Source organism: Burkholderia sp. Ac-20353 (genome assembly GCF_017104785.1).
Classification (GTDB): Bacteria; Pseudomonadota; Gammaproteobacteria; order Burkholderiales; family Burkholderiaceae; genus Burkholderia.
Map to the genome: position 1 here is coordinate 1 of NZ_JAAGPL010000080.1, position 22,936 is coordinate 22,936.

The window sequence follows — 22,936 nt, forward strand, 5'->3', positions numbered from 1 at the left end:
ACCCCTTTTGCCTGATGACCATAGCGAGTCGGTCCCACCCCTTCCCATCCCGAACAGGACCGTGAAACGACTCTACGCCGATGATAGTGCGGATTCCCGTGTGAAAGTAGGTAATCGTCAGGCTCCCTCAAGCCAGAAACCCCCGCCCAAAAGGCGGGGGTTTTTGCATTGGCGCGGCGGAAATGCGTGGGGCCAGAATGGCGCGCGTACGACGCGCGCTCACTCGCCGATCAGATGAAGCACGATTTCGCGTCGATGCGCGGCACGGCGATGCTCAAACAGATAAATGCCCTGCCAGGTGCCGAGCACCATGCGCCCATGTTCGACAGGAATCGACAACTGCACTTGCGTGAGCGCCGTGCGCAGATGCGCAGGCATGTCGTCGGGGCCTTCGGTGTCGTGCTCGTAGCGCGAGCTGTCTTCGGGCGCGAGCGTGTCGAAGTAATGCTCGAGGTCGCGACGCACCGACGGATCTGCATTCTCCTGGATCAACAGCGAAGCGGATGTGTGCCGGCAGAACACGGTGAGCAGGCCCGTGCGGATCGACTGCTGCTCGACGAACGCGCGCACCTGCGGCGTAAATTCCACGAGGCCGCGCCCGCGCGCTTCGACGATGATGCGTTGAATGGACTGTTGCATGGTCGTCAGGTCTCGCATCTGCTTATGCCAGTGCAGCGAAGCCGTCGGTCTCGATCTGTCCGGAGCTGGTGGGGCGGACGACGCGTGCGACCTCGACGCCGTCGCGCAGGAAGACGAGCGTCGGCCAGAGTTTGATCTTGAATGAGCGACCGAGCGGCCGGCCGGGGCCGTCTTCGATTTTCAGGTGCCGGATAGCGGTGTGCGCGAGGAACGAGTCGCGAATTGCGGGTTGCGCACCCATGCAGATGCCGCACCAGTTGGCGCCGAACTCGATGACGGTCGCACCGGCGAGCGCGTCGACTTCCGCGCGTGTGGGTGCGTCGGCGGTGTAGGTTTGTCGCATATTCAACGTGACCCCATGTGCTTTGCAGAAGAACCACTACGTTGTGGCCTTGCTCGAGGCCCGTGGCTTTACTGTAGCGGAAAAGCGCGTCGTGCCCCATCGAATCGACGAGCGTCGGTTCGCTCGGACGAACATCGGTGGCATGCGGAAGTCCAACCGTCTCCATCGAATCTTCACAATATGTGCATGATGGATGCACGCGTCCGCGCGAATATCGCGCCAAACCGGATCCGGATGATGTCGACGTGACACGCGCCGTCGGACTGGCTGCACAATCGGCCTGACAGACGGCGGGGCCTTATGGCTCGTTTTCGACGATCCCCGAGCCACGATACGCATGAGTAAAAAGATGGGTGCGGGCACAGGTTCGCACAGGTGAAATGTTGACGAATATAAAAGAGACTGCGCGTCACGGAGACAGCCGATTCTGGCGAAGCGCGTTGGTGAGGCGGTGGATCCAGGGTCACGGACGGAACGGCTTCGATTTTCGGCTGTTGCTGGTTCCGCTGGCCGGCATATTCGTCTTCGAATTCACGTGTCTGATGTTCGACATGGTCGTCAGTGCCGTCGTCATCAGTTGCTCGATGTCGATTTTTCTGGGGGTAGCCGGGTTCCTCGGTGCAAAGCGCGAGTATCTCGTTTCGCCCGGCGCCGGAAGAGCCGTGATCAAGGCACGCACGAAGCAGGCTGCCGAGCGATTTTCGTCGATCGGCGCGGGTGCGACCGTGCTCGCGATCTTTCTCAATGCGACCTCCGTGTCGCTGGCGCTGAATGGCCAGCCGCTGCTGCACAGCGTGCTGAAGGACGCGTTCTCGATGTTCATTGCATTGGTCTTTCTCCCCGTCTATATCTCCGGGGTGGTGCGCAAGCTTGCAGTCGCAAGAATCGAAGAATTTGAAGCATTACGAAACGAATCCGTCGGAACGGCGCTGAAGTTCGACAGGAAGGGCGGCGTCCGGGCCGTCGTTCTCGAGGGGCCGGGAGGGCGATCGAACGTGTCGGTGATGGAATACACGACCGTCGGATTCGATCCGCCGATCGACCGGATCGGGCACGGGCAACGGACCGTAGGCGATCAAGCGGCAGATTGAATGCCGAAGGAATGCCGATTGGATTGACCCGACCGGCCGACGGTAAGTCGCTGAACCGACCCGACCGGCGGACGGTCACGTTGCCGCCGGCCGATGATACACAGCGCGCTTCCGAAGCACGCCGCGAACCGGTCAGTCGCGTGCAACGAGAGGCGAACCGGACGCCGCGCGACGACGGTCGCGTTTGCGTGTCGGCGCAAGATCGTCGGGCCAGCGCAACTCGAACAGCGTCCCGCCACCGTCCGTCCGATGGCAGGTGGCTTGCCCGTCGTGCGCATGGGCAATGGCCGCCACGACGGCCAGCCCGAGGCCGCTCCCGCCGCTGCTACCACCAGAGCGCGAGTCGTCTGCACGCCTGAAGGCCTCGAAGATATGCGGCGCGAGGTCGGCGGGAATGCCCGGCCCGTCGTCCTCGACAGACAAACGGCAGCTTCCCTGCCCGACGCATGTCCGAATGCGTATCGAACCGGGCACCGCGTGCCGGCGGGCATTGTCCAGCAAGGCCAGCAGCGCTTGCCGGATCCGGACCGGATCGCAGCGCATGCATTGCTCGTCCAGATCGAGGACGGCGTGCTGGCCCGCTGCCAGGAGCGAATCGCCGAACACGTCGACGACGGCCCGGACATCGGCGGCCAGATCGGTCTCCCGGACATCGAGGTCCAGATGGCCGCTGTCCGCGAGGCTGATCACACGCAGATCCTCGATCAGCCGCGCAAGGCCTTCGACCTGGGTCAGCAGGCTGCGGAACTGGGATTCGTCGGGCGGAAACACGCCCTCGGCCAGCCCCTGCAAGCGCCCGCGCAGCACGGTGACCGGCGTGCGCAGTTCATGGGCGATCGCGGCGTTCCAGAACGTTTGCTCGGCGGTCACGCGCTGCAACTGGGCCGCCAGTGCGTTGAAGTCGTCGGCGAGCAGCGCCGCTTCGCGCAGCGAACGGTCGCCGGCAACCGCCCGTGCATCGAGATCGCCATGGGCGACGCGGCGGATGCTCTGCGCGACGGAGTTGAGCGGCACGAGGATACGGTGGGAAAGCTTGATCGCCACGAAAATGGCAAGCGTCAAGCCGACGAAAATGGTGGAGCCCAGCCATGCCCCCTCCGCACGCGTCGGAATCCAGCCCAACTGACTGCATTGCTCGGGCCAGTAGCGGAACACCAGGTAATAGAACGCGTAGCTGGTCATCACGACCAGCAGTGTCACGCCGATCGCCATCACCGCCATCGACAGCGCAATCTGGCGGCTCAACCCCGCCAGCTTCATTCACCGCTCCAGAGCTTGTAGCCGACGCCACGCACGCCGACCGGAACGCCCGTGACGCCGAGATCCTCCAGCTTCTTGCGCAGCTTGCTGACGTGACTGTCCACCGTGCGCTCCAGCGCATCGCCTTCCGGCAGGCAGGTGGCCATCAGCTCGCCGCGGCTGAACACCCGCTTCGGCGCGCGTGCGAGCTGCGCGAGCAGCTTGAACTCGGTCAGCGTCAGCGCCAGCGTATGCCGTTGGTCGCCGACTTCCACCGTGGCCTCGTGGTTGTCGAGGTCGATCTGGAACGGCGCGGCGCGCAACACGCGCTGCTCGGCCTGGCCTGAACCGGACATCGACCGGCGCAGCACCGCCAGCGTGCGCGCGACGACTTCCGCCGGATTGAACGGCTTGACCACGTAGTCGTCCGCGCCGATGCGCAAGCCCGTCAGCTTGTCGATGTCCTGGTCCAGCGCGGTCAGCATGATGACGGGCGTATTGCCGCGATGACGGATCTCGGTCAGCACTTTCCAGCCGTCGACTTGAGGCATCTGCACATCCAGCAGCACGAGGTCGGGCTTGACGGACAGGTGCAGCTCCAGCGCCTTGCGGCCGTCGGCGGCATGCACGGTGCGCAGGCCGCTGCGCGTCAGGTAGGCGACGAGAATCTCGGCGATTTCGGGTTCGTCCTCGGCAATGAGGACCAGGGCCTGCGCGCCTTGAGCGGCGCCGGACAATCGGGCGGTATCGGGCATGGCGGTGATTTTGACGCGTTACTTCACTTTCATCGGATGTCTCCATCGAACCTCCATCGTACCGCAGAAGAAACGCCATTGACCCCACGCAAACTGCGCCCTGTCATAGCCGGCAGTTGGCTGCCTGCATCCCATGGAGTCCATATGAAGAACGAACAAATCGCCCGCTACGGCGGTGTCTACGCGCTGGTGGCCGCGTTGCTGACAGGCTGCGGGCAATCCGAGAAGCCGGTCGCCCCGCCTGCTACCCCGGTCGCCGCGATGACGCTGACGCCGGCTCCGCTGAAGGTGACCGAGGACCTGCCGGGCCGGATCTCGGCGGTGCGGATCGCCGAAATCCGGCCGCAGGTCAGCGGCATCGTGCTGCGCCGCCTGTTCGAGCAGGGCACCGAGGTGCGCGCGGGCGAGGCGCTGTTCCAGATCAACCCGGCGCCGTTCAAGGCCGACATGGACACTGCCGCCGCCGCGCTTCAGCGCGCCGACGCGGCGCTCGAGCGTGCCAGGGTGCAGACGGCGCGACTCAAGCCGCTGGTCGAAGTGGACGCGATCAGCCGCCAGGTCTATGACGATTCCGTGTCGCAGCGCGACCAGGCCGCGGCCGACGTCGCGCAGGCGCGCGCGACGCTGGCGCGCCGGCAGCTCGACCTGAAGTTCGCCACGGTGGAGGCACCGATCACCGGCCGCATCGACCAGGCGCTCGTGACCGAAGGCGCGCTCGTCAGCAGTACCGACGCCGTGCCGATGGCGCGCATCCAGCAGATCGACCAGGTCTATGTCGACGTGCGCCAGCCGGCGTCGTCGCTGCAGCACCTGCGCGACACGCTGGCGTCCCACGACGGGAATGCCAGTGCCGGCCTGCCGGTCGAGGTGCTGCGCGACGACGGCACGCCTTACGACGTGAAAGGCCGGATGCTGTTTTCCGGCGTGAACGTCGATGCGGGCACCGGCGACGTGCTGGTGCGCGTGCTGGTCGACAACTCGAAGCGGCTGCTGCTGCCGGGCATGTACGTGCGAGCCCGCATTCCGCGCGCGAACTACGCGAGCGCGCTGACGGTCCCGCAGCAGGCGGTGGTGCGCGCCGAGGGCAAGCCGCAGGTATGGGTGCTCGACGCGAAGAACCACGCGCATATCAAGCCGATCGAGCTGGGCGAGCTGACGAACCGCCGCTATCTGGTCCGTTCGGGGCTGCAGGCCGGCCAGAAGGTCGTGGTGGAAGGGATGGAGCGTCTGACCGATGGCGCCGCGGTTGCCGCGAGCGACTGGAAGTCGCCTGATTCCGCGGCCACCACGGCCGCGCGCTGAGTCACGGGGAGCCTCAAGTCATGTCTCAATTCTTCATCCGGCGCCCGGTCTTTGCGTGGGTGATCGCGTTGTTCATCATCCTGATGGGCGTGATCGCGATCCCGCAGTTGCCGATCGCACGCTACCCGTCGGTCGCGCCGCCGACCGTCACCATCTACGCGACGTATCCGGGCGCCACGCCGCAAACCATGAGCGACGGGGTGCTGAGCCTCATCGAGCGCGAGCTGTCCGGCGTCAAGAACCTGCTCTACTACGAGTCGTCGGCCGACACGACCGGCATGGCGCAGATTACCGTCACGTTCAAGCCCGGCACGGTGCCGGCGCTCGCGCAGGTCGACGTGCAGAACAAGCTGAAGGCCGTCGAGCCGCGCTTGCCCGCGGTCGTGCGGCAGAACGGCGTGATCGTGGAGTCGGCGTCGTCCGGCTTCCTGCTGTTCGTCTCGCTCAAGTCCGACAGCGGCCGCTTCGACGAAGGCGCGCTCGGCGACTACATGGTGCGCAACGTCGTCGAGGAGCTGCGCCGTATCAATGGCGTGGGCCGCGTGCAGATGTTCGGGTCTGAACGGGCGATGCGCATCTGGGTCGATCCGTCCAAGCTGATCACCTACGGCCTGTCGATGAGCGACCTGACGACCGCGATCAGCCAGCAGAACGTGCAGATCGCGCCGGGCAGCGTCGGCGCGTCGCCGGCCGTATCGGGGCAGCGGGTGACCGTGCCGCTGACCGTGCAGGGCCAGCTTACGACGCCGGAAGAGTTTGCCGCGATCGTGCTGCGCGCCAACGCCAACGGCTCGAAGGTCGTGTTGGGCGACGTCGCGCGGGTCGAACTCGGCTCGCAGTCCTACAACTTCGTCAACCGCGAGAAAGGCAAGCCTGTCGCCGTCGCCGGCGTGCAGCTTGCGCCGGGCGGCAATGCCGTCAAGACCGCGGAGGCCGTGCGGGCGCGGCTGGAGGAACTGGGCAAGGCGATGCCGTCGGGCATGAGCTACTCGATTCCGTTCGATACCGCGCCGTTCGTCGAGATCTCGATCGAGAAGGTCCTCGATACGCTGTTCGAGGCGATGGTGCTGGTGTTCCTGGTGATGTTCCTGTTCCTGCAGAACGTGCGGTACACGCTGATCCCGGCGATCGTAGCTCCTATCGCGATGCTCGGCACCTTCACGATCATGCTGGTCTCGGGCTTCTCGATCAACGTGCTGACCATGTTCGGCATGGTGCTTGCGATCGGCATCATCGTCGACGACGCGATCGTCGTGGTGGAGAACGTCGAGCGCCTGATGGCGGAGGAGGGGCTGTCGCCGAAGGACGCGACGATCAAGGCCATGAAGGAAATCACCGGCGCGATCATCGGCGTCACGCTGGTGCTGACCGCCGTGTTCCTGCCGATGGCGATGTCCAGCGGCTCGGTCGGCGTGATCTATCAGCAGTTCACGATGTCGATGGCGGTGTCGATCCTGTTCTCGGCGCTCCTCGCGCTGACGCTGACGCCCGCGTTGTGCGCGACGATGCTCAAGCCGATCGCGCACGGGCACCATGAGAAGCGCGGCTTCTTCGGCTGGTTCAACCGCCGCTTCGACCGCCTGACGCAGTGGTATGCGACGCGCGTCGGCCGGCTGGTCGGCCGCACGGGGCGGGTGATGCTGCTGTTCGTCGCGATCTGCTGCGCGATGGTGTTCGGCTTCCGGGCGCTGCCGTCGGCGTTCCTGCCGGACGAGGACCAGGGCTTTTTCATCACCAGCTTCCTGCTTCCTTCCGATTCGACGGCCGGGCGCACGCGCGACGTGGTCAAGCAGCTCGAGCGCCATCTCGAATCGCGTCCCGGGATCGAGTCGAGCATTTCGATCGTTGGCTATGGCTTCTCCGGTTCCGGTCCGAACGCTGCATTGAACTGGGCGGTGCTCAAGGACTGGAAGCACCGCAACGGTGCGACGGCGATGAGCGAAGGGATGCTGGCCCAGCAAGCGATGGCAGGCGTCACCGAAGGTGCGGTGATGAGCCTGTTGCCGCCGGCGATCGATGAACTGGGCAACAGCTCGGGCTTCTCGATGCGTCTGCAGGACCGCGCGAACCTGGGCCATGCGGCGCTCAAGGCGGCCGAGGCGAAGCTGCTCGAGCTCGCGGCGCAAAGCAAAGTCCTGACCGGCGTCTATCCGGACAACCTGCCGGCCGGCGCCAGCATCCGCCTGGACATCGACCGGCAGAAGGCCGAGGCGCTCGGCGTGTCGTTCACGAGCATCAGCGACACGCTGTCCGCGGCGATGGGGTCGACCTACGTCAACGACTTCCCGAATGCGGGGCGCATGCAGCAGGTGATCATCCAGGCCGATGCGCCGGCGCGGATGCAGATCGACAACGTGATGAAGCTCTACGTGCGCAACGTGAGCGGCGGCATGGTGCCACTGTCCGAAGTGGTCCGGCCGGTCTGGGCCGATACCCCGCTGCAGATGGTGCGCTATCAGGGTTACCCGTCCGCGCGCATCTCGGGCAGCGCAGCGCCCGGCTTCTCGAGCGGCGCGGCGATGGACGAGATGGAGCGTCTGGCCAAGCAGCTGCCGCCGGGCTTCTCGGTCGCGTGGACCGGTCAGTCGCTGCAGGAGCGCGAGTCCGCGTCGCAGGCGCCGATGCTGATGGCGCTGTCGATGGTCGTGGTGTTCCTGGTGCTGGCCGCGCTCTACGAGAGCTGGTCGATTCCGCTGTCGGTGATGCTGGTCGTGCCGCTGGGCCTGGTCGGCGCACTCGGCGCGGTGATGCTGCGCGGGCTGCCCAACGACGTGTACTTCAAGGTCGGGATGATCACCGTGATCGGCCTGTCCGCGAAGAACGCGATCCTGATCGTCGAATTCGCGAAGCAGTTGCGCGAGGAAGGCAAGGGGCTCGTCGAGGCGGCCATCGAAGCATCGCGCCTGCGCCTGCGCCCGATCCTGATGACGTCGCTGGCGTTCGGCCTAGGCGTGGTGCCGCTGATGATCGCGGTGGGCGCGAGCGCCGAAACGCAGCACGCGATCGGCACCGGTGTGTTCGGCGGGATGGTGACCGCGACGGTGCTGGCGATCTTCTTCGTGCCGGTGTTCTTCGTGTTCGTGCTGGGCTTCCACGAGCGCGTCGGCGCATGGCGGGTGTTCCGCAGGAAAGTCGTCGCCGTGAGTCAAGAAACGGAAGGTTAATGTCATGCGAATGCTAGTTCTTCCCCTCGCCGTTGCGCTGGCCCTGTCGGCCTGCTCGATGGCACCCAGGCTGGTCAAACCGGAGCTGCCGGTGCCGACGGCCTACACGACGACGGCCGACGGCCAGGCCGATACGCACGCGAACGCGGCCGATCTGGGCTGGCGCACGATGTTCGGCGACCGTCGCCTGCAGCGCCTGATCGAGCTCGCGCTCGAAAACAACCGCGACCTGCGCGTCGCCGCGCTGAACGTCGACGCGGCGGAGGCGCAGTACGGGATCCAGCGGTCCGCGCGGCTGCCGTCCGTCGATGCGACGGGCAGCTTCACGCGCCAGCGCACGCCGGCCAATGCCGACCTGAACCCGCCGGTGCCCGAGTCGATACAGAAGCAGGTCGGCGTGAACGTCGGGATCAGCGCGTTCGAGATCGATCTGTTCGGGCGCGTGAAGTCGCTGTCGGACGCTGCGTTCGCGCGCTACCTGGCGACCGATCATGGCCGCCGGGCCGTGCAGATCTCGCTCGTCGGCGCGGTCGCGAATGCGTACTTCGCCGAGCGCCTCGCGCAGGAGCAGCGCGCGCTGTCCGAGCGCACGCTGGCCGACTGGCAGCAGACGCTCGATCTCGCGCGCCGGCTGAAGGACGCCCATCAGGCAAGCGGCATCGACATCGCGCAGGCCGAAGGCCAGGTCGCGAGCGCGACCGCGGATGTGGAAGCGCGCTCGCGCGCCGTGTCGCAGGCGCGCAATGCGCTGCGGCTGCTGGTCGGCACCGAGCTGCCCGCGGATCTTCCCGAAGCCGTGCCGCTCGATCGGCAGCCCGTCATCACCCGGCTGCCGGCCGGCCTGCCGTCCGAGCTGCTGTACCGCCGGCCGGACATCCTGCAGGCCGAGCAGAACCTGGTAGCCGCCAATGCCGACATCGGCGCGGCGCGCGCCGCGTTCTTTCCGCGGCTGTCGCTGACCACGTCGCTGGGCTTCATCAGCCCGGGGCTGAGCGGCCTGTTCGACGGCGACCATCGCACGTGGGCGTTCGCGCCGCAGGTCACGCTGCCGATCTTCCAGGGCGGCAGGCTGCGCTCCGAGCTGCGGCTCGCCGAGGTGCGCAAGTCCAGCGCCGTTGCCGAATACGAGCGGTCGATCCAGACCGCGTTCCGCGAGGTGGCGGACGGTCTGGCCGGCAGCGAGACCTTCGGTCGCCAGATCGACGCGCAAACCCGGGTGGTCACCAGCGCACAGCGCCGCACCGACCTGTCCAACCTGCGCTATCGCGCCGGCATCGAGGATCGGCTGGAGCTGCTCGATTCGCAGCGGCAACTTTATGCGGCGCGGCAGGCCTTGCTGGATCTTCGGAGTGCCGAATTGAGCAACGCGATCGCGCTCTACAAGGCGCTGGGCGGCGGCCTGACGGATACGGACGTGGCGCCCGCCAACGGCGTGGCCAGCAACTGAGCAACGCAACGTGGCGTCGTCATTCGGGAACGGGCAAGCGGACGGACACCGGATGCTGCCCGGTCATCACCGGCATCCCGAATGATGACGCCCAACTCCAGTCAACACCATGAATTCGCTGATACTGATTGCTGAAGACGAGCCGGAAATTGCAGAAATACTCGACGCGTATCTGACTCGCGAGGGCTTTCGCACTTACCGCGTCGACAACGGACAGGCCGCACTCGACGTGCAGCCGCTGCTGAAGCCCGACCTGGTCCTGCTCGACATCAAGATGCCGCAGAAGAGCGGCTGGGACGTGCTGATCGAGCTGCGCCGGCGCGGCAATACGCCCGTCGTGATCATCACCGCGCTCGACCAGGACATCGACCGGCTGCAGGGGTTGCGCATCGGCGCGGACGACTACATTGCGAAGCCGTTCAATCCGGTCGAGGTGGTCGTCCGGATCCGCGCGGTCTTGCGGCGTACCGCCGGGGCCGTTGCCGACGGCGTGATCCGGGTCGGCAACCTCGAGATCGATACCGAAAGCTACCTCGCGCGGGTGCGCAACGAATCCGGGGAGGCGCAGGTTACGCTGACGCTGACCGAATTCCGGCTTCTGGCGTACATGGCAAGATCGCCGAGCCGCGTATTCACGCGCAGCGAACTGGTCGATGCGTGCCTGGCCGGCAGTGGCGCGATGGAGCGAACGGTCGACAGCCACGTCAGCCGGCTGCGCAAGAAACTCGAATGTGCGGGCGCGCCCGGGATGCCGGAGGTCATGCGCGGCGTGGGTTATCGGCTTCAGGGATTCCAGTGAGCACGCGCAACCGGCTGAGCCGACAGATCGTGCTGTCGATGGGACTCGTTTCGGTCACGACGACGCTGATCGTCCTGGTCGGTTCGTTCATCATCTACGGGTTGCTGTTCACCCTGTCGCCGCCGGCGCGGGGCAGCGCGGTGGATCTGCTGATCCCGCATGGGTCCGATTACCTGATCTTCGCGATGCTGCTGATGACGGGGCTGCTTGCCGCCGTCATCGTCGCGACGCGGCTGGCCCGGCGGATTCTCACGCCGCTCAACTCGCTGGCGGAGGGCGCCCGTCGCATCGCCGCGGGCGACCTGGCCGCCAGGGCGACGCCCGGCGACCGCTCGCTGGGCGAAACGGCGCTGCTGGTCGACGACTTCAACGCGATGGCCGTACGCCTGCAGGGCATGGCGTCCGACATGACCGCGTGGAATGCGGCGATCGTTCATGAGCTGCGAACCCCGCTGACGATCCTCAGAGGCCGGCTGCAGGGCCTGAAAGACGGGGTGTTCGCGCCGGACACGGCGTTGTTTCGCGGTCTGCTGAATCAGGTCGAAGGCCTGTCGCGGCTCGTCGACGACCTGCACATCGTCACGTTGCAGGACATCGGCCGGCTGGAGATGAATATCCAGCCGACCGATATCGCGCTCGAAGTCCAGAGCGCGGTCGATTCGGTCGGCGACGCGCTGCATGAAGCCGGCTTTTCCGTCGAGCTGGCGACCCCCGCGATCGTGCTGCAATGCGACGGCACGCGTATCCGCCAGGCGCTGCTCGCGCTGCTCGACAACGCGCGTCGCTATGCGGTGCCCGGCAAGCTGCATATCGAGCTGGCGGTCGTGGCTTCGAGCGTCGTGCTGCGTGTGGAGGACGAAGGCCCCGGCCTCAGCCCCGAATTCGCCCGTCATGCGTTCGATCCCTTTACGCGCGCGGACGTGTCGCGCTCCCGTCAATTCGGCGGCTCCGGCCTTGGCCTGTCCGTCGTCCGCGCGATCGCGCACGCGCACCACGGCCAGGTGCGGTATTGCACGTCGCGCGCAGGCGGCTCGATCTTCGAGCTGGAAATCCCGCGTTGATGCCCGCGTTGGCGGTCGCTGGCTGCACCGCCAATGATTCACGGCATGAATACTCGCCGATTCAGAAAATAAATTTCAAAAATGAGCGCGCGCTCGCTAAGCTGGGCCAATCTGACCTGGTGAACACGCGATGGCTGAACTCTCTCTGGTACGGCACGGACAGGCCTCGTTCGGCACGGAGAACTACGACCGGCTCTCCGCGCCCGGCGAACAGCAGAGCGTCTGGCTCGGCGAATACTTCGCGCGACAGGATCTCACGTTCGACCGCGTGATCTGCGGCACGCTGAACCGGCATGCACAGACGGTCGACGCGATCCTGCGCGGGATGGGCCGGGACGGCGTCAGCTACGACCGGCATCCGGGCCTGAACGAATACGACTTCGAAGGGCTGTTCGCGGCCGCGGCCGACGCGTATCCGGAGATCGCGCGGCTCGCGGCCGGCACGATGAAGGAGCACTTCCGCGCGCTCAAGCAGGTGTTGCATCTCTGGTCGGAAGACCGCCTGGGCGGCGCCGTGCCCGAGACCTGGGCGCAGTTCCAGCAGCGCGTCGCCGACGCGCGCGCGGCAATCCGGCAAGGCGGCGCGCAGCGCGTGCTCGCGGTGAGCTCGGGCGGCCCGATCGCGGTCACGCTGCAGCAGGTGCTTGGAGCGCCCGAATCGAGCGCGATCGCGCTGAACCTGCAGATCCGCAACAGCAGCATCTCGCAGTACTTCTTCAACGCCGATGCGTTCCATCTCGCGTCGTTCAACGGCATCCCGCACCTCGAGGATCCGGAGCGGCACGTATTCAGGACCTACGGCTGAGTCACGGCACGAAACCCAGCACACGGAACGACCGGAACGATGACGAACACACCCCAACATCTCGATGTCGACAAGCTGACGCGCTATCTGGAAGACCACGTGCCCGGTTTCGAGGGGCCGGTCGACGCGGAGAAGTTTGCCGGCGGCCAGTCGAACCCGACCTTCCTGCTGCACGCAAAGAGCGGCCGCTACGTGCTGAGGCGGCAGCCGCCGGGCGAGCTGCTGAAATCCGCGCACGCGGTCGACCGCGAGTTCCGGGTCCTGACCGCGTTGTCGGGCACCGCCGTTCCGGTCGCGCATCCGTATCACCTGTGCGAAGACCGCGACGTGATCGGCAGCATGTTCTACGTGATGAGCTTCGAGGACGGCCGGATCTTCTGGAATCCCGCACTGCCGGAGCTGCCGCAGGCGGACCGCGCGGTCTGCTTCGACGCGGTGCTGCAGACGATGGCCGCGCTGCACGATGTCGACGTCGACGCGGTCGGTCTCGCCGACTACGGCCGGCCCGGCAACTATTTCGAGCGGCAGATCGGCGTGTGGACGAAGCAGTATCGCGCGGCGGAAACCGGGCGGCTCGACGCGATGGAAACGCTGATCGCCTGGCTGCCGAACGCGTGTCCGGCCGACGCAGGGCGGCCGGCGCTCGTGCACGGCGACTTCCGGCTCGACAACCTGATGTTCGAGCGCGACAGCTATCGCGTGAAGGCCGTGCTCGACTGGGAGCTGTCGACGCTCGGCAATCCGCTCGCCGATCTCGCGTATTTCTGCATGTGCCTGCGGCTGCCGGCCGACGGCCATATCCCGGGGCTCGCGGGCCAGGATCGCGGCGCGCTCGGCGTGCCGGACGAAGCGCAGATCGTCGCGCGCTATTGCGAGCTGCGCGGGATCGAACCGATCCGCGACTGGCATTTCTATCTCGCGTTCAGCTTCTTCCGGCTCGCCGCGATCGCGCAGGGCGTGAAGGCGCGCGCGCTGCAGGGCAATGCGTCGAACACGGCGGCGCTGCGCGTCGGTGAAATGGCCGGCCGCCTCGCCGAAGAGGCCGTGCGCGTGATCGATGCGCATCGCTGAGCAATCCGAAGCAGTACGCGCGGTACAAGCCGCACACACCTACATATGGAGGAGCGAAACAACATGGCAACGAATCTGTTCGATCTGACCGGGAAGATTGCACTCGTGACCGGCGCGAGCCGCGGGATCGGCGAGGAAATCGCGAAGCTGCTCGCGGAGCAGGGTGCGCATGTGATCGTGTCGAGCCGCAAGATCGACGACTGCCGCGCGGTGGCCGACGAGATCGTCGCGGCGGGCGGCAAGGCCGAGGCGCTCGCGTGCCACGTGGGCCGGATGGAGGACATCGCCGCCGCGTTCGAGCAGATCCGCGCGAAGCACGGGCGCCTCGACATCCTCGTGAACAACGCGGCCGCGAATCCGTACTTCGGCCACATCCTCGACACCGATCTCGCCGCATACGACAAGACCGTCGAAGTGAACATCCGCGGCTATTTCTTCATGTCGGTCGAAGCGGGCAAGCTGATGCGGACGCAGGGCGGCGGCGTGATCGTCAACACCGCATCGGTGAACGCGCTGCAGCCGGGCGACCGGCAGGGCATCTATTCGATCACGAAGGCCGCGGTCGTCAACATGACGCGCGCGTTCGCGAAGGAATGCGGGCCGCTCGGCATTCGCGTGAATGCGCTGTTGCCGGGCCTTACGAAGACCAAGTTCGCGGGCGCGCTGTTCGCGGACGACGCGATCTACGAAACCTGGAAGGCGAAGATCCCGCTGCGCCGCCACGCGGAGCCGCGCGAAATGGCCGGCACGGTGCTGTATCTCGTGTCGGATGCATCGAGCTATACGAACGGCGAGTGCATCGTCGTCGACGGCGGCCTGACGATCTGAGCCCGCGATGAACATCGACAGCTACGCAGGCCAGGTGGTGATGATCACCGGCGCGGCGAGCGGGTTCGGCGCACTGCTGGCGAGCGAACTCGCCGCGATGCGCGCGCGGCTCGTGCTCGGCGATCTGAATACCGAAGGGCTCGAGCGTGTGGCCGAGCCGTTGCGCGCAGCTGGCGCCGACGTGATCGCGCTGCGCTGTGACGTGAGCCGGGAGGCCGACGTCGCGTCGCTCGTGAGCGCGGCCGTCGCGAATTTCGACCGGCTCGACATCGGCGTGAACAACGCGGGCATCGCGCCGCCGATGAAGGCGCTGATCGACACCGACGAAGCCGACCTCGACCTGAACTTCGCGGTCAACACGAAGGGCGTGTTCTTCGGGATGAAGCACCAGATCCGCCAGATGCTCGCGCAGGGCAGCGGCGTGATCCTGAACGTCGCGTCGATGGCCGGCCTCGGCGGCGCGCCGAAGCTGGCCGCCTATGCGGCATCGAAGCACGCGGTCGTCGGGCTCACGAAGACGGCGGCCGTCGAGTACGCGCGCCGCGGGATTCGCGTGAACGCGATCTGCCCGTTCTACAGCGCGACGCCGATGGTGACCGACAGCGACATCGCCGACCGGCAGGACTTTCTCGCGCAGGGTTCGCCGATGAAGCGCCTCGGCCGGCCGGAGGAAGTGGTCGCGACGATGCTGATGCTGTGCGCGCAGGAAAACGCGTATATGACCGGCCAGGCCGTTGCCGTCGACGGCGGCGTGTCGGCCCTCTGAGAACTGCTGTTGCGTCCTCAATTCAGGAGCACGAACATGAATTTCGAATACTCGCCCAAAGTCAAGGAAATGCAAGCGCGCCTGCTGGCGTTCTTCGATCGGCACATCTACCCGAACGAGCATCGGTACGAAGAAGAGGTGACGGCGAACCGCCGCGCGGGCAATGCGTGGGTGCCGACCAAGGTGATCGAGGAACTGAAGCCGCTGGCGCGCGAAGCGGGCCTGTGGAACCTGTTCCTGCCGCGCTCGTCGCGCGCGCCGGAAGGCCTGTCGAACCTGGAATACGCGCCGCTCTGCGAGATCATGGGCCGCGTGCCCTGGGCCGCGGAAGTGTTCAACTGCTCCGCGCCGGACACCGGCAACATGGAGACGCTCGAGCGCTATGCGTCCGAGGCGCTGAAGGACCGCTGGCTCGAGCCGCTGCTGCGCGGCGAGATTCGCTCGGCGTTCCTGATGACCGAGCCGGCCGTCGCGTCGTCGGACGCGACCAACATCGAATGCCGGATCGAGCGGCAGGGCGACGAATACGTGATCAACGGCCGCAAATGGTGGTCGTCGGGCGCCGGCGACCCGCGCTGCGCGGTCTACATCGTGATGGGCAAGACCGATCCGGACGCAGGCCGCCACGAGCAGCAGTCGATGATCGTGGTGCCGGCCGACACGCCGGGCATCACCGTGCTGCGCCACCTGCCGGTATTCGGCTACGACGACGCGCCGCACGGCCACATGGAAATCGACCTGAAGGACGTACGCGTGCCCGTGTCGAACATCCTGCTGGGCGAAGGCCGCGGCTTCGAGATCGCACAAGGCCGCCTCGGGCCGGGCCGCATCCACCACTGTATGCGCAGCATCGGCATCGCCGAGCGTGCGCTGGAACTGATGTGCAAGCGGCTGAGCTCGCGCGTCGCGTTCGGCAAGCCGCTCGCGCAGCACAGCGTGTGGCACGAGCGCATCGCCGAAGCGCGCTGCATGATCGAGCAGGCGCGCCTGCTGACGCTGAAGGCCGCGTACATGATGGACACCGTCGGCAACAAGGTTGCGAAGGCCGAGATCGCGATGATCAAGGTGGTGGCGCCGAACATCGCAGGCCAGATCATCGACTGGGCGATCCAGGCGCACGGCGCCGCCGGCGTGTCGAACGACTTTCCGCTGGCGTTCGCGTACGCGAACCAGCGCACGCTGCGCTTTGCCGATGGCCCGGACGAGGTGCACCGCGCGGCGATCGCCAAGCTCGAACTCGCGAAGCACCTGCATCGTCTGGGCGATGTGGCCGACATGCCGGTCACGCGTGGCGCGTAGCGCCGTGGAGGGCCCGCCGGGCCGGCGGCCCGGCATGGACGCAAGCGCGGCTCTCGCCTTAAGATGCGGGCGAGGAGGCGACGCGATGCGTTTATCGAAGCTGGACCTGAACCTGTTTGTCGTATTCGAGGCGATCTACGTCAAGCGCAACCTGACGCGCGCGGCCGAGGTGCTGAGCATCACGCAGCCGGCCGTCAGCAACGCGCTCGCGCGCCTGCGCAAGACCCTGAACGATCCGCTGTTCGTCAGCACGCCGGCCGGGATGGTGCCGACGCCGATGGCCGAGAACATCATCGGCCGCGTGCGCGAGGCGCTGCAGCTGCTCGACTCCAGCGCGCACGAAGGCGACGTGTTCGATCCCGCGTCGTCCACGCGCGTGTTCCGGCTGAGCATGAGCGACCTGACCGAGGCGCTGGTGCTGCCGGCGCTCGGCGAGCTGCTGCAACGGCATGCGCCTGGCATGCACGTGCGCAGTTACTACATGGATCGTGGCGAGGTGTCGACGGCGCTCGCGAACGGTTCCGTCGATATCGCAATCGACGCGCCGCCGCTCGGCGATTCGTCGCTGCAGCAGGCGCCGGCGGTCCGCGATCGTTACGCGTGCATGATCCGTCACGATCATCCGTTCAAAGGCGATGTGCTGTCGATGGACGACTATCTCGCGATGGGCCACATCCACGTGTCGAGCCGCCGCAAGGGCAGCGGCCACGTCGACACGGAACTGGCGCGCCTCGGGCATCGCCGCACCATCCAGATGCGCGTCCAGCACTACATGGTGGCGCCGCTGATCGCGATGCGCGGCGATCTCGCGCTGACAGGGCCGCTCAGGCTGCTCAGGCGCTATCCGGCGCGCATTCTCGAGCTGCCGTTCGAGGTGCCCGATCTCGAATACTGCTGCTTCTGGCATCGCAGCGCCGAGCGGGACCAGGCCAATCAGTGGTTGCGCGAGCAGCTGATGCAGCTGATGCGCGATATGGCCGACTGACGCCGACGCGGGCGAACGCGCGCATCACGGCGGGGCGGCCGGGCCAGCCTGCGCGTCGGTAAAAAAGTGTCGAATCCCGGCGGCGGCGCTGCGCGCCGCGTTCTTTGCCGGCGCCCTCCCGATCGGTTCGCGTATGACTAAACTGAAGATGCGTCCGTGCCCGTTCCGGGGAAAAGATCATGCGAATGCGTCATGCCCGTCCATCAGCGCGATTGTCTCGTCGCAACGTCGAAGCGATCGAAGGGGAGTGGGGCTTCAGGTCGCTCGCGGATGCGATCCCCCATATCATGTGGACGGCCGGGCCGGACGGCTCGCTCGACTACGTGAACCGCCGCGGGCTCGAGTTTGGCGGACTCACGCTCGAGCAGGCTCGCGCGCAGAACTGGGAGCTCTTTCTTCATCCGGACGATCGGCAGCGCGCTGCCGAACGTTGGGCGCACTCGATCGAGAGCGGCGACGAGTTTGAAATCGAATATCGCTTGAGGAGCGCATCCGACGGCGCGTATCGCTGGTTCCTCTGTCGTGGGCTGCCGTACCGGGATCGCACCGGCAAGATCATCAAGTGGTTCGGCACCGAGACCGACATCGAGGACCAGAAGCAGGCGCAGGCTGCGGCGGAGCGCGCGAATCGCGCGAAGTCCGAGTTTCTTTCCGGGATGAGCCACGAACTGCGCAGCCCGCTCAATGCGATCCTCGGCTTTGCTCAGCTGCTGGCGTCCGAGACGCCGCCGCCGACGCCGTCGCAGCAGGCGAGCCTCGATCAGATCCTGCACGCGGGGTGGCACCTGCTCGCGTTGATCAACGAAGTGCTCGATCTCGCGAAGATCGAATCCGGGCACGTATCGATGTCGCCGGAGCCGGTATCGCTGCGCGACATCCTTCAGGAGTGTGCGGCGATGATCGGGCCGCAGGCGGAGCAGCGCGGGATTCGCGTGAACTTCCCGCGTGTCGATCCGCTTTGCCATGTCCGCGCCGACCGGACCCGCATCAAGCAGGTGCTGATCAATCTGCTGTCGAACGCGATCAAGTACAACCGCGCGTCGGGCACGGTCGACGTCGATTACGACACGTCCGTTGCGCAGCGGGTTCGCGTCAGCGTCCGCGATACCGGTGCGGGCCTGTCGCCGGGCCAGCTGAACCAGCTGTTCCAGCCGTTCAACCGCCTCGGGCAGGAAGCCGGCGCCGAAGAGGGCACGGGCATCGGTCTCGTGGTCGCGAAGCGGCTGACGGAGCTGATGGGCGGCGCGATCGGCGTCGAGAGCACCGTCGGGCAAGGGAGCGTGTTCCGGATCGAACTCGATTCGGCGCCACCTCCGGAGATGGCGGCGCCGGCCGGCACACAATCCGACACGTCAGGCGACGACATGACGCAACACGATGCTGTCGAGGCGCCCGTGCATACCGTGCTCTATGTCGAGGACAACCCGGCCAACCTGAAACTGGTCGAGCAGCTGGTCGCGAGGCGCGCGGATTTGCGCATGCTCAGCGCCGCGACGGGACAAAGCGGTGTCGAGCTCGCGCGCAGCGCGCTGCCGCAGGTGATCGTGATGGATATCAATCTGCCGGACATCAGCGGCATCGAAGCGCTGGACATCCTGCGCAGGAACCCCGCGACGTCGGGCATTCCCGTCGTCGCGCTCAGTGCAAACGCGATGCCGCGCGACATCGAGAAAGGCCTGAAGGCGGGCTTCTTTCGCTATCTGACGAAGCCGATCCGGATCGACGCGTTCATGGATGCGCTTGCCGAAGCGATCGCGGGCACGGAAGGGAAACACTAGCGCGCGTCCAGTCGCCCGTTACGCCCCAGGGTAGCGAACCATGATCGATTCCAGCGCGATCCTCGACGCGAGCATCCTGGTCGTCGACGATCTCGAAGCCAATGTGCTGCTGCTCGAGCAGTTGCTGCACCGGGCCGGCTACGCGCGTGTCGCGTCGACGACGGATGCGTCCGCGGTGTACGAGCTTCACCGCGTGAACCGCTACGACCTGATCCTGCTCGATCTCCAGATGCCCGGCATCGACGGCTTTCAGGTGATGGAGAACCTGAAGGCGCTCGAGGCGGACAGCTATCTCCCGGTCATCGTGATCACCGCGCAGCCGGCGCATAAACTGCGCGCACTGCAGGCCGGTGCGAAGGACTTCATCAGCAAGCCGTTCGATCTGGCCGAAGTGCTGATGCGGGTTCACAACATGCTGGAGGTACGCCTGCTGCATCGGGAGCTGCGCAGCTACGGTCATGCGCTCGAACAGAAGGTGCGCGAAGTGGAGGCGAGCCACGCGCTGATCCGCCGCCAGAGCGACGAATTGCAGAGCCTGTATGCGAAGGTCGTCGCCGAGCAGAAGGTGTCGGAGCGGCTGCTGCTCAACATGCTGCCCTATCCGATCGCCGAGCGGCTGAAGGCGCACCTCGACGACATCGCCGGGAGTTTCCCGGAAGTGATTGCGGACCGCTTCCCGGAGGTGTCGGTGCTGTTCGCGGATATCGTCGACTTCACCGGTTTCTCGGCCGGCATGCGCCCGGAGCAGCTCGTTGAGATGCTCAACGAGATCTTCACCGGCTTCGACATCATTGCCGACCACCGCGGCCTCGAGAAGATCAAGACGATCGGCGACGCGTACATGGCGGCCGCGGGCCTGCCCGTCCCGGCCGAAGACCACGCGATGCGGGCCGCGCACATGGCGCTCGACATGATCGACGCGCTGGCGCGCTTCAATGCGCTGCGGCACTGCAAGCTGCAGCTGCGGATCGGCATCAACAGCGGCGAGGTCGTGGCCGGCGTGATCGGCAAGCGCAAGTTCATCTACGACCTGTGGGGGATGGCCGTGAACCTCGCGAGCCGGATGGAATCGCAGGGCGTGGCCGGGCGCGTGCAGGTGACGGAGGCGACGCGCGCGAGGCTCGGCGACACGTTCGTGTTCGAGGAGCGCGGGATGATCGCGGCGAAGGGCATCGGCGAATTCCGCACGTGGTTCGTGGTCGGGAGAAACGGTGGGGCGCAAACCTGAAGCGGGGCGGTTCCGATGCGCCGGAGAACGATCGCGGGCCGCAGGTCGATACGTCGATACGTCGACCGCGCATCGAACGCACGCATGTCCGTTTCCGTATCGACGTAGCCTGCCCGTATGCGCGCGTCGTGACATGCCCGCAGCGGCCGCTATGGGCGTGGTGCGTAGCAGTGTGCGGGCTTTACGGCTTCACCGCGGCAACCGCGGGTGCGCCCGAATGCGTACCGGGCGCGCCGGCCGGGCCATACGCGGCTTCGGCGCGTCGGGAATCGGCAAGGCGCTTGGCGGTGAGGCGATCCTGCGCGGCGAGGATGTCTTCCGGATAGTTGCCGCCGTCGCCGGACGACGTGTTGTAGCCGACGGATTCGAGATCGAGCAGTTCCTGGCGCACTTGCGCGCGCGTGACGGTCGAGTTCGACGACTGCGCGAACGAGACGGCCGGCGTGGCAAGCAGAACGGCGGCGGCAGCGGAGACGGTGGCGATGGTGACGACGATGGATTTCATGATTCCCTCACGAGTGTTCGTTGCGGTTCGGTATGAGCGGGATTTCCTGAACCGATGAGTCAAGTCTAATCAGTCAGCGATACTGAATAAATCCCGATTCGTGGTGAGCACTTTTCCAGAAAGTACGACATTGGATGGAATGGCGACGGCGGTGATCGGGACGCGGCGAGCGTGATGCGCGAGCGTGCCCGATGCGTGCCGACATCCGTCAGTCATTCGAAGCGTCAGGCGTCCGCCTCCGCTGCGACGGCGATGCTCGCATCGAACGCGCCGAACGCACGTGGCGCGGAGATCAGCGGCAGCCTGAAGCGGGCGGCGGCCAGGTCGACGAAAGCGCGGACCTTGCCGGGCAGGAACTCGCGGCCCGGGTACACGAGCGACACCGCGACGCCATCGTTCACGATGCGATAGTCACCGAGCAGGCGGCTCAGCGTGCCGATCCGCAGGTCGTTCGCGACCACATATTCAGGCAGCAGCGCGACGCCGCAGCCCGCCAGCACGAGTTGCCGCTGCATCAGCGCGCTGTTCACCGTGATCGGCGCGTCGATCTGCACGTTGTCGATCGTGCCGTTCGAGCCCGCCCATCGATAGGTCCTCGCACTGGCGGCAAGACTGACGACTCGATGGTCGACGAGTTCGACCGGCCGCCGTGGCACCGGCGCTTTCAGCAGATAGGCGGGCGATGCGACAGCGACGAGCTGCGTATGGACGAGCGTGCGCGACACGACGGAGATCGACGTGATCATCGTGTCCGCGACGATGCCGACGTCGAATCCGCCGCCGAGCAGGTCGACTTCCGATTCGGTCAGCGTAAGGTGCAGCGACACATCCGGGTGACGCGACTGGTACTCGGCGAACAGGCCCGCAAGTTCCGGCGACATCAGGCTGTCGAGCACGACGACGTTCAGGTCGCCGGCAATCTTGCTCGATTGCTGCGTCGCGCGCGATTCGATCTCGGCGAGATCCAGCAGCAGCGCGCGGCACCCGTCCGCATAGCGGATGCCGATTTCGGTCAGGACAGTCTTGCGCGTTGAGCGCTGCAGCAGCTTGACACCCAGATGCGACTCGAGATCGCCGACATAGCGCGTCACCAGCGACGGCGAAAGATTCAGCTGATTGGCCGCATGGGAAAAATGATGCGTGTCTGCAACCTTGAGAAAGACCCGCATCGCACTGAACAGATGATTCACGATGGCTCTTGGAAGGAGAAGGCGTTGAAGGACGCGGAGCCTGCTTCCCGCAGGCCGTTCACGTCGAGGAACCGCGGGACGTCACGAGCGGCATCAGCTGCCGAAATAGGGATTGCAGAAGCTCACCGGACCGACGCATTGCGATTCCGGGGTGGCATCGTGACCGGCCGGTGCGTTGATGGCCGGGACGACTGCTTTCGTCGCGGTGGCGGCGCGGCCGCCATTGCCGGCGTCGTTCGAGCGCGCAGCGAGTTGTGCCGTGTAGGCCGGATTGGTGGCGGCGTCGGCGGCGTGCGAGCTGCCGCTGGCCGTCGGTGCCGATTCCTGGTGGATGACGGAAGGTGCCTGTTGTTGTGCGGATGCGCTTGCGACGACGCCGGAAAATGCAGCGAATGCGATGACGGTGCTCGTGATGAGATGCTTTATCATTTAGGATTCCGATTAAACTGTTTCGTATTTTTCAGGATCGGCGGTACACGCGCCGGGGCCTTCAACGCCGTGATTCGGCGTGACCGATTCGCCGGGAATCGATATTCAAAGGATGAAGGAAATCCGCGATGGTGTCCAAGGCGAATTTCCGATCTTCCCAATAAGGCAAATCGATAATTCGATGAAGTATTTATGAAACGAATTGACGTTTC

Annotated in this window: 21 protein-coding genes and 1 rRNA gene; 15 read left to right on the forward strand and 7 right to left on the reverse strand. The window is 66.0% G+C overall.

Annotated features, from left to right (window positions below):
* Positions 1-10: 10 nt before the first annotated feature.
* Positions 11-123: ribosomal RNA gene (gene rrf, locus G3N94_RS22130) — 5S ribosomal RNA — on the forward strand.
* Positions 124-219: 96 nt separating this feature from the next.
* Here rrf and G3N94_RS22135 read toward each other — a convergent pair.
* Both G3N94_RS22135 and G3N94_RS22140 read right to left on the reverse strand, forming a co-directional pair.
* A complete protein-coding gene (locus G3N94_RS22135) occupies positions 220-639 on the reverse strand; it encodes a secondary thiamine-phosphate synthase enzyme YjbQ (RefSeq protein ID WP_205794702.1) in 420 nt (139 codons plus the stop codon).
* Positions 640-661: 22 nt separating this feature from the next.
* Positions 662-988, reverse strand: coding sequence for a thioredoxin family protein (locus G3N94_RS22140; protein WP_205794703.1), 327 nt, complete (start codon positions 986-988; stop codon positions 662-664).
* 536 nt (positions 989-1,524) lie between these two features.
* Between G3N94_RS22140 and G3N94_RS22145 the strand changes: the two genes are divergently transcribed.
* Positions 1,525-2,073: a hypothetical protein gene (locus G3N94_RS22145; protein WP_346778722.1), complete on the forward strand. Its 549-nt coding sequence runs from the start codon at positions 1,525-1,527 to the stop codon at positions 2,071-2,073.
* 132 nt (positions 2,074-2,205) lie between these two features.
* Here the strand turns inward: G3N94_RS22145 and G3N94_RS22150 are convergent, their stop codons facing one another.
* Both G3N94_RS22150 and G3N94_RS22155 read right to left on the reverse strand, forming a co-directional pair.
* Positions 2,206-3,333 carry an ATP-binding protein gene (locus G3N94_RS22150; RefSeq protein ID WP_205794704.1) on the reverse strand — a complete coding sequence of 376 codons (1,128 nt, stop codon included), beginning with the start codon at positions 3,331-3,333 and terminating at the stop codon, positions 2,206-2,208.
* Positions 3,330-4,067, reverse strand: a complete 738-nt coding sequence (locus G3N94_RS22155) for a response regulator (protein WP_205794705.1) — start codon at positions 4,065-4,067, stop codon at positions 3,330-3,332. The genes G3N94_RS22150 and G3N94_RS22155 overlap by 4 nt, the downstream gene beginning before the upstream one ends.
* A 144-nt stretch (positions 4,068-4,211) precedes the next feature.
* Here G3N94_RS22155 and G3N94_RS22160 point away from each other — a divergent pair, with 144 nt between their 5' ends.
* The 13 genes from G3N94_RS22160 to G3N94_RS22220 all read left to right on the forward strand — a co-directional run bounded on the left by G3N94_RS22160 (position 4,212) and on the right by G3N94_RS22220 (position 20,600).
* Positions 4,212-5,369, forward strand: a complete 1,158-nt coding sequence (locus tag G3N94_RS22160) for an efflux RND transporter periplasmic adaptor subunit (RefSeq protein WP_205794706.1) — start codon at positions 4,212-4,214, stop codon at positions 5,367-5,369.
* Positions 5,370-5,389: 20 nt separating this feature from the next.
* The gene (locus G3N94_RS22165; RefSeq protein ID WP_205794707.1) at positions 5,390-8,533 is read left to right on the forward strand and encodes a multidrug efflux RND transporter permease subunit; all 3,144 of its coding nucleotides are present in this window, start codon (positions 5,390-5,392) and stop codon (positions 8,531-8,533) included.
* Between the two features lie 4 nt (positions 8,534-8,537).
* Positions 8,538-9,980 (forward strand): efflux transporter outer membrane subunit, encoded by a 1,443-nt coding sequence (locus G3N94_RS22170; RefSeq protein ID WP_205794708.1) that lies wholly within the window; start codon positions 8,538-8,540, stop codon positions 9,978-9,980.
* Positions 9,981-10,089: 109 nt separating this feature from the next.
* Entirely contained in the window at positions 10,090-10,779 is a 690-nt protein-coding gene (locus tag G3N94_RS22175) for a response regulator (protein WP_205794709.1), read from the forward strand.
* Positions 10,776-11,840: an ATP-binding protein gene (locus G3N94_RS22180; protein WP_346778723.1), complete on the forward strand. Its 1,065-nt coding sequence runs from the start codon at positions 10,776-10,778 to the stop codon at positions 11,838-11,840. Before G3N94_RS22175 ends, G3N94_RS22180 begins: the two co-directional genes overlap by 4 nt.
* A gap of 130 nt (positions 11,841-11,970) precedes the next feature.
* The gene (locus G3N94_RS22185; RefSeq protein ID WP_205794711.1) at positions 11,971-12,645 is read left to right on the forward strand and encodes a histidine phosphatase family protein; all 675 of its coding nucleotides are present in this window, start codon (positions 11,971-11,973) and stop codon (positions 12,643-12,645) included.
* A gap of 39 nt (positions 12,646-12,684) precedes the next feature.
* Entirely contained in the window at positions 12,685-13,716 is a 1,032-nt protein-coding gene (locus G3N94_RS22190) for a phosphotransferase (RefSeq protein WP_205794712.1), read from the forward strand.
* Positions 13,717-13,779: 63 nt separating this feature from the next.
* Positions 13,780-14,544, forward strand: a complete 765-nt coding sequence (locus G3N94_RS22195; protein ID WP_205794713.1) for an SDR family oxidoreductase — start codon at positions 13,780-13,782, stop codon at positions 14,542-14,544.
* A 7-nt stretch (positions 14,545-14,551) separates the two neighbouring features.
* Positions 14,552-15,310, forward strand: coding sequence for a glucose 1-dehydrogenase (locus G3N94_RS22200; protein WP_205794714.1), 759 nt, complete (start codon positions 14,552-14,554; stop codon positions 15,308-15,310).
* Positions 15,311-15,346: 36 nt separating this feature from the next.
* Positions 15,347-16,609: an acyl-CoA dehydrogenase family protein gene (locus tag G3N94_RS22205; RefSeq protein WP_205794715.1), complete on the forward strand. Its 1,263-nt coding sequence runs from the start codon at positions 15,347-15,349 to the stop codon at positions 16,607-16,609.
* 85 nt (positions 16,610-16,694) lie between these two features.
* Positions 16,695-17,594, forward strand: a complete 900-nt coding sequence (locus G3N94_RS22210; RefSeq protein WP_205794716.1) for a LysR family transcriptional regulator — start codon at positions 16,695-16,697, stop codon at positions 17,592-17,594.
* A gap of 185 nt (positions 17,595-17,779) precedes the next feature.
* Positions 17,780-19,372 carry a PAS domain-containing hybrid sensor histidine kinase/response regulator gene (locus G3N94_RS22215; protein ID WP_205794733.1) on the forward strand — a complete coding sequence of 531 codons (1,593 nt, stop codon included), beginning with the start codon at positions 17,780-17,782 and terminating at the stop codon, positions 19,370-19,372.
* A 40-nt stretch (positions 19,373-19,412) separates the two neighbouring features.
* Positions 19,413-20,600 carry an adenylate/guanylate cyclase domain-containing protein gene (locus G3N94_RS22220; protein WP_205794717.1) on the forward strand — a complete coding sequence of 396 codons (1,188 nt, stop codon included), beginning with the start codon at positions 19,413-19,415 and terminating at the stop codon, positions 20,598-20,600.
* Between the two features lie 181 nt (positions 20,601-20,781).
* On the opposite strand, the gene G3N94_RS22225 is transcribed toward G3N94_RS22220, so the two are convergent.
* The 3 genes from G3N94_RS22225 to G3N94_RS22235 form a co-directional block, all read right to left on the reverse strand.
* A complete protein-coding gene (locus tag G3N94_RS22225) occupies positions 20,782-21,105 on the reverse strand; it encodes a DUF4148 domain-containing protein (protein ID WP_205794718.1) in 324 nt (107 codons plus the stop codon).
* Between the two features lie 224 nt (positions 21,106-21,329).
* Positions 21,330-22,295 (reverse strand): LysR substrate-binding domain-containing protein, encoded by a 966-nt coding sequence (locus G3N94_RS22230; RefSeq protein ID WP_346778724.1) that lies wholly within the window; start codon positions 22,293-22,295, stop codon positions 21,330-21,332.
* 93 nt (positions 22,296-22,388) lie between these two features.
* Positions 22,389-22,724, reverse strand: coding sequence for a hypothetical protein (locus tag G3N94_RS22235; RefSeq protein ID WP_205794719.1), 336 nt, complete (start codon positions 22,722-22,724; stop codon positions 22,389-22,391).
* Positions 22,725-22,936 lie beyond the last annotated feature (212 nt).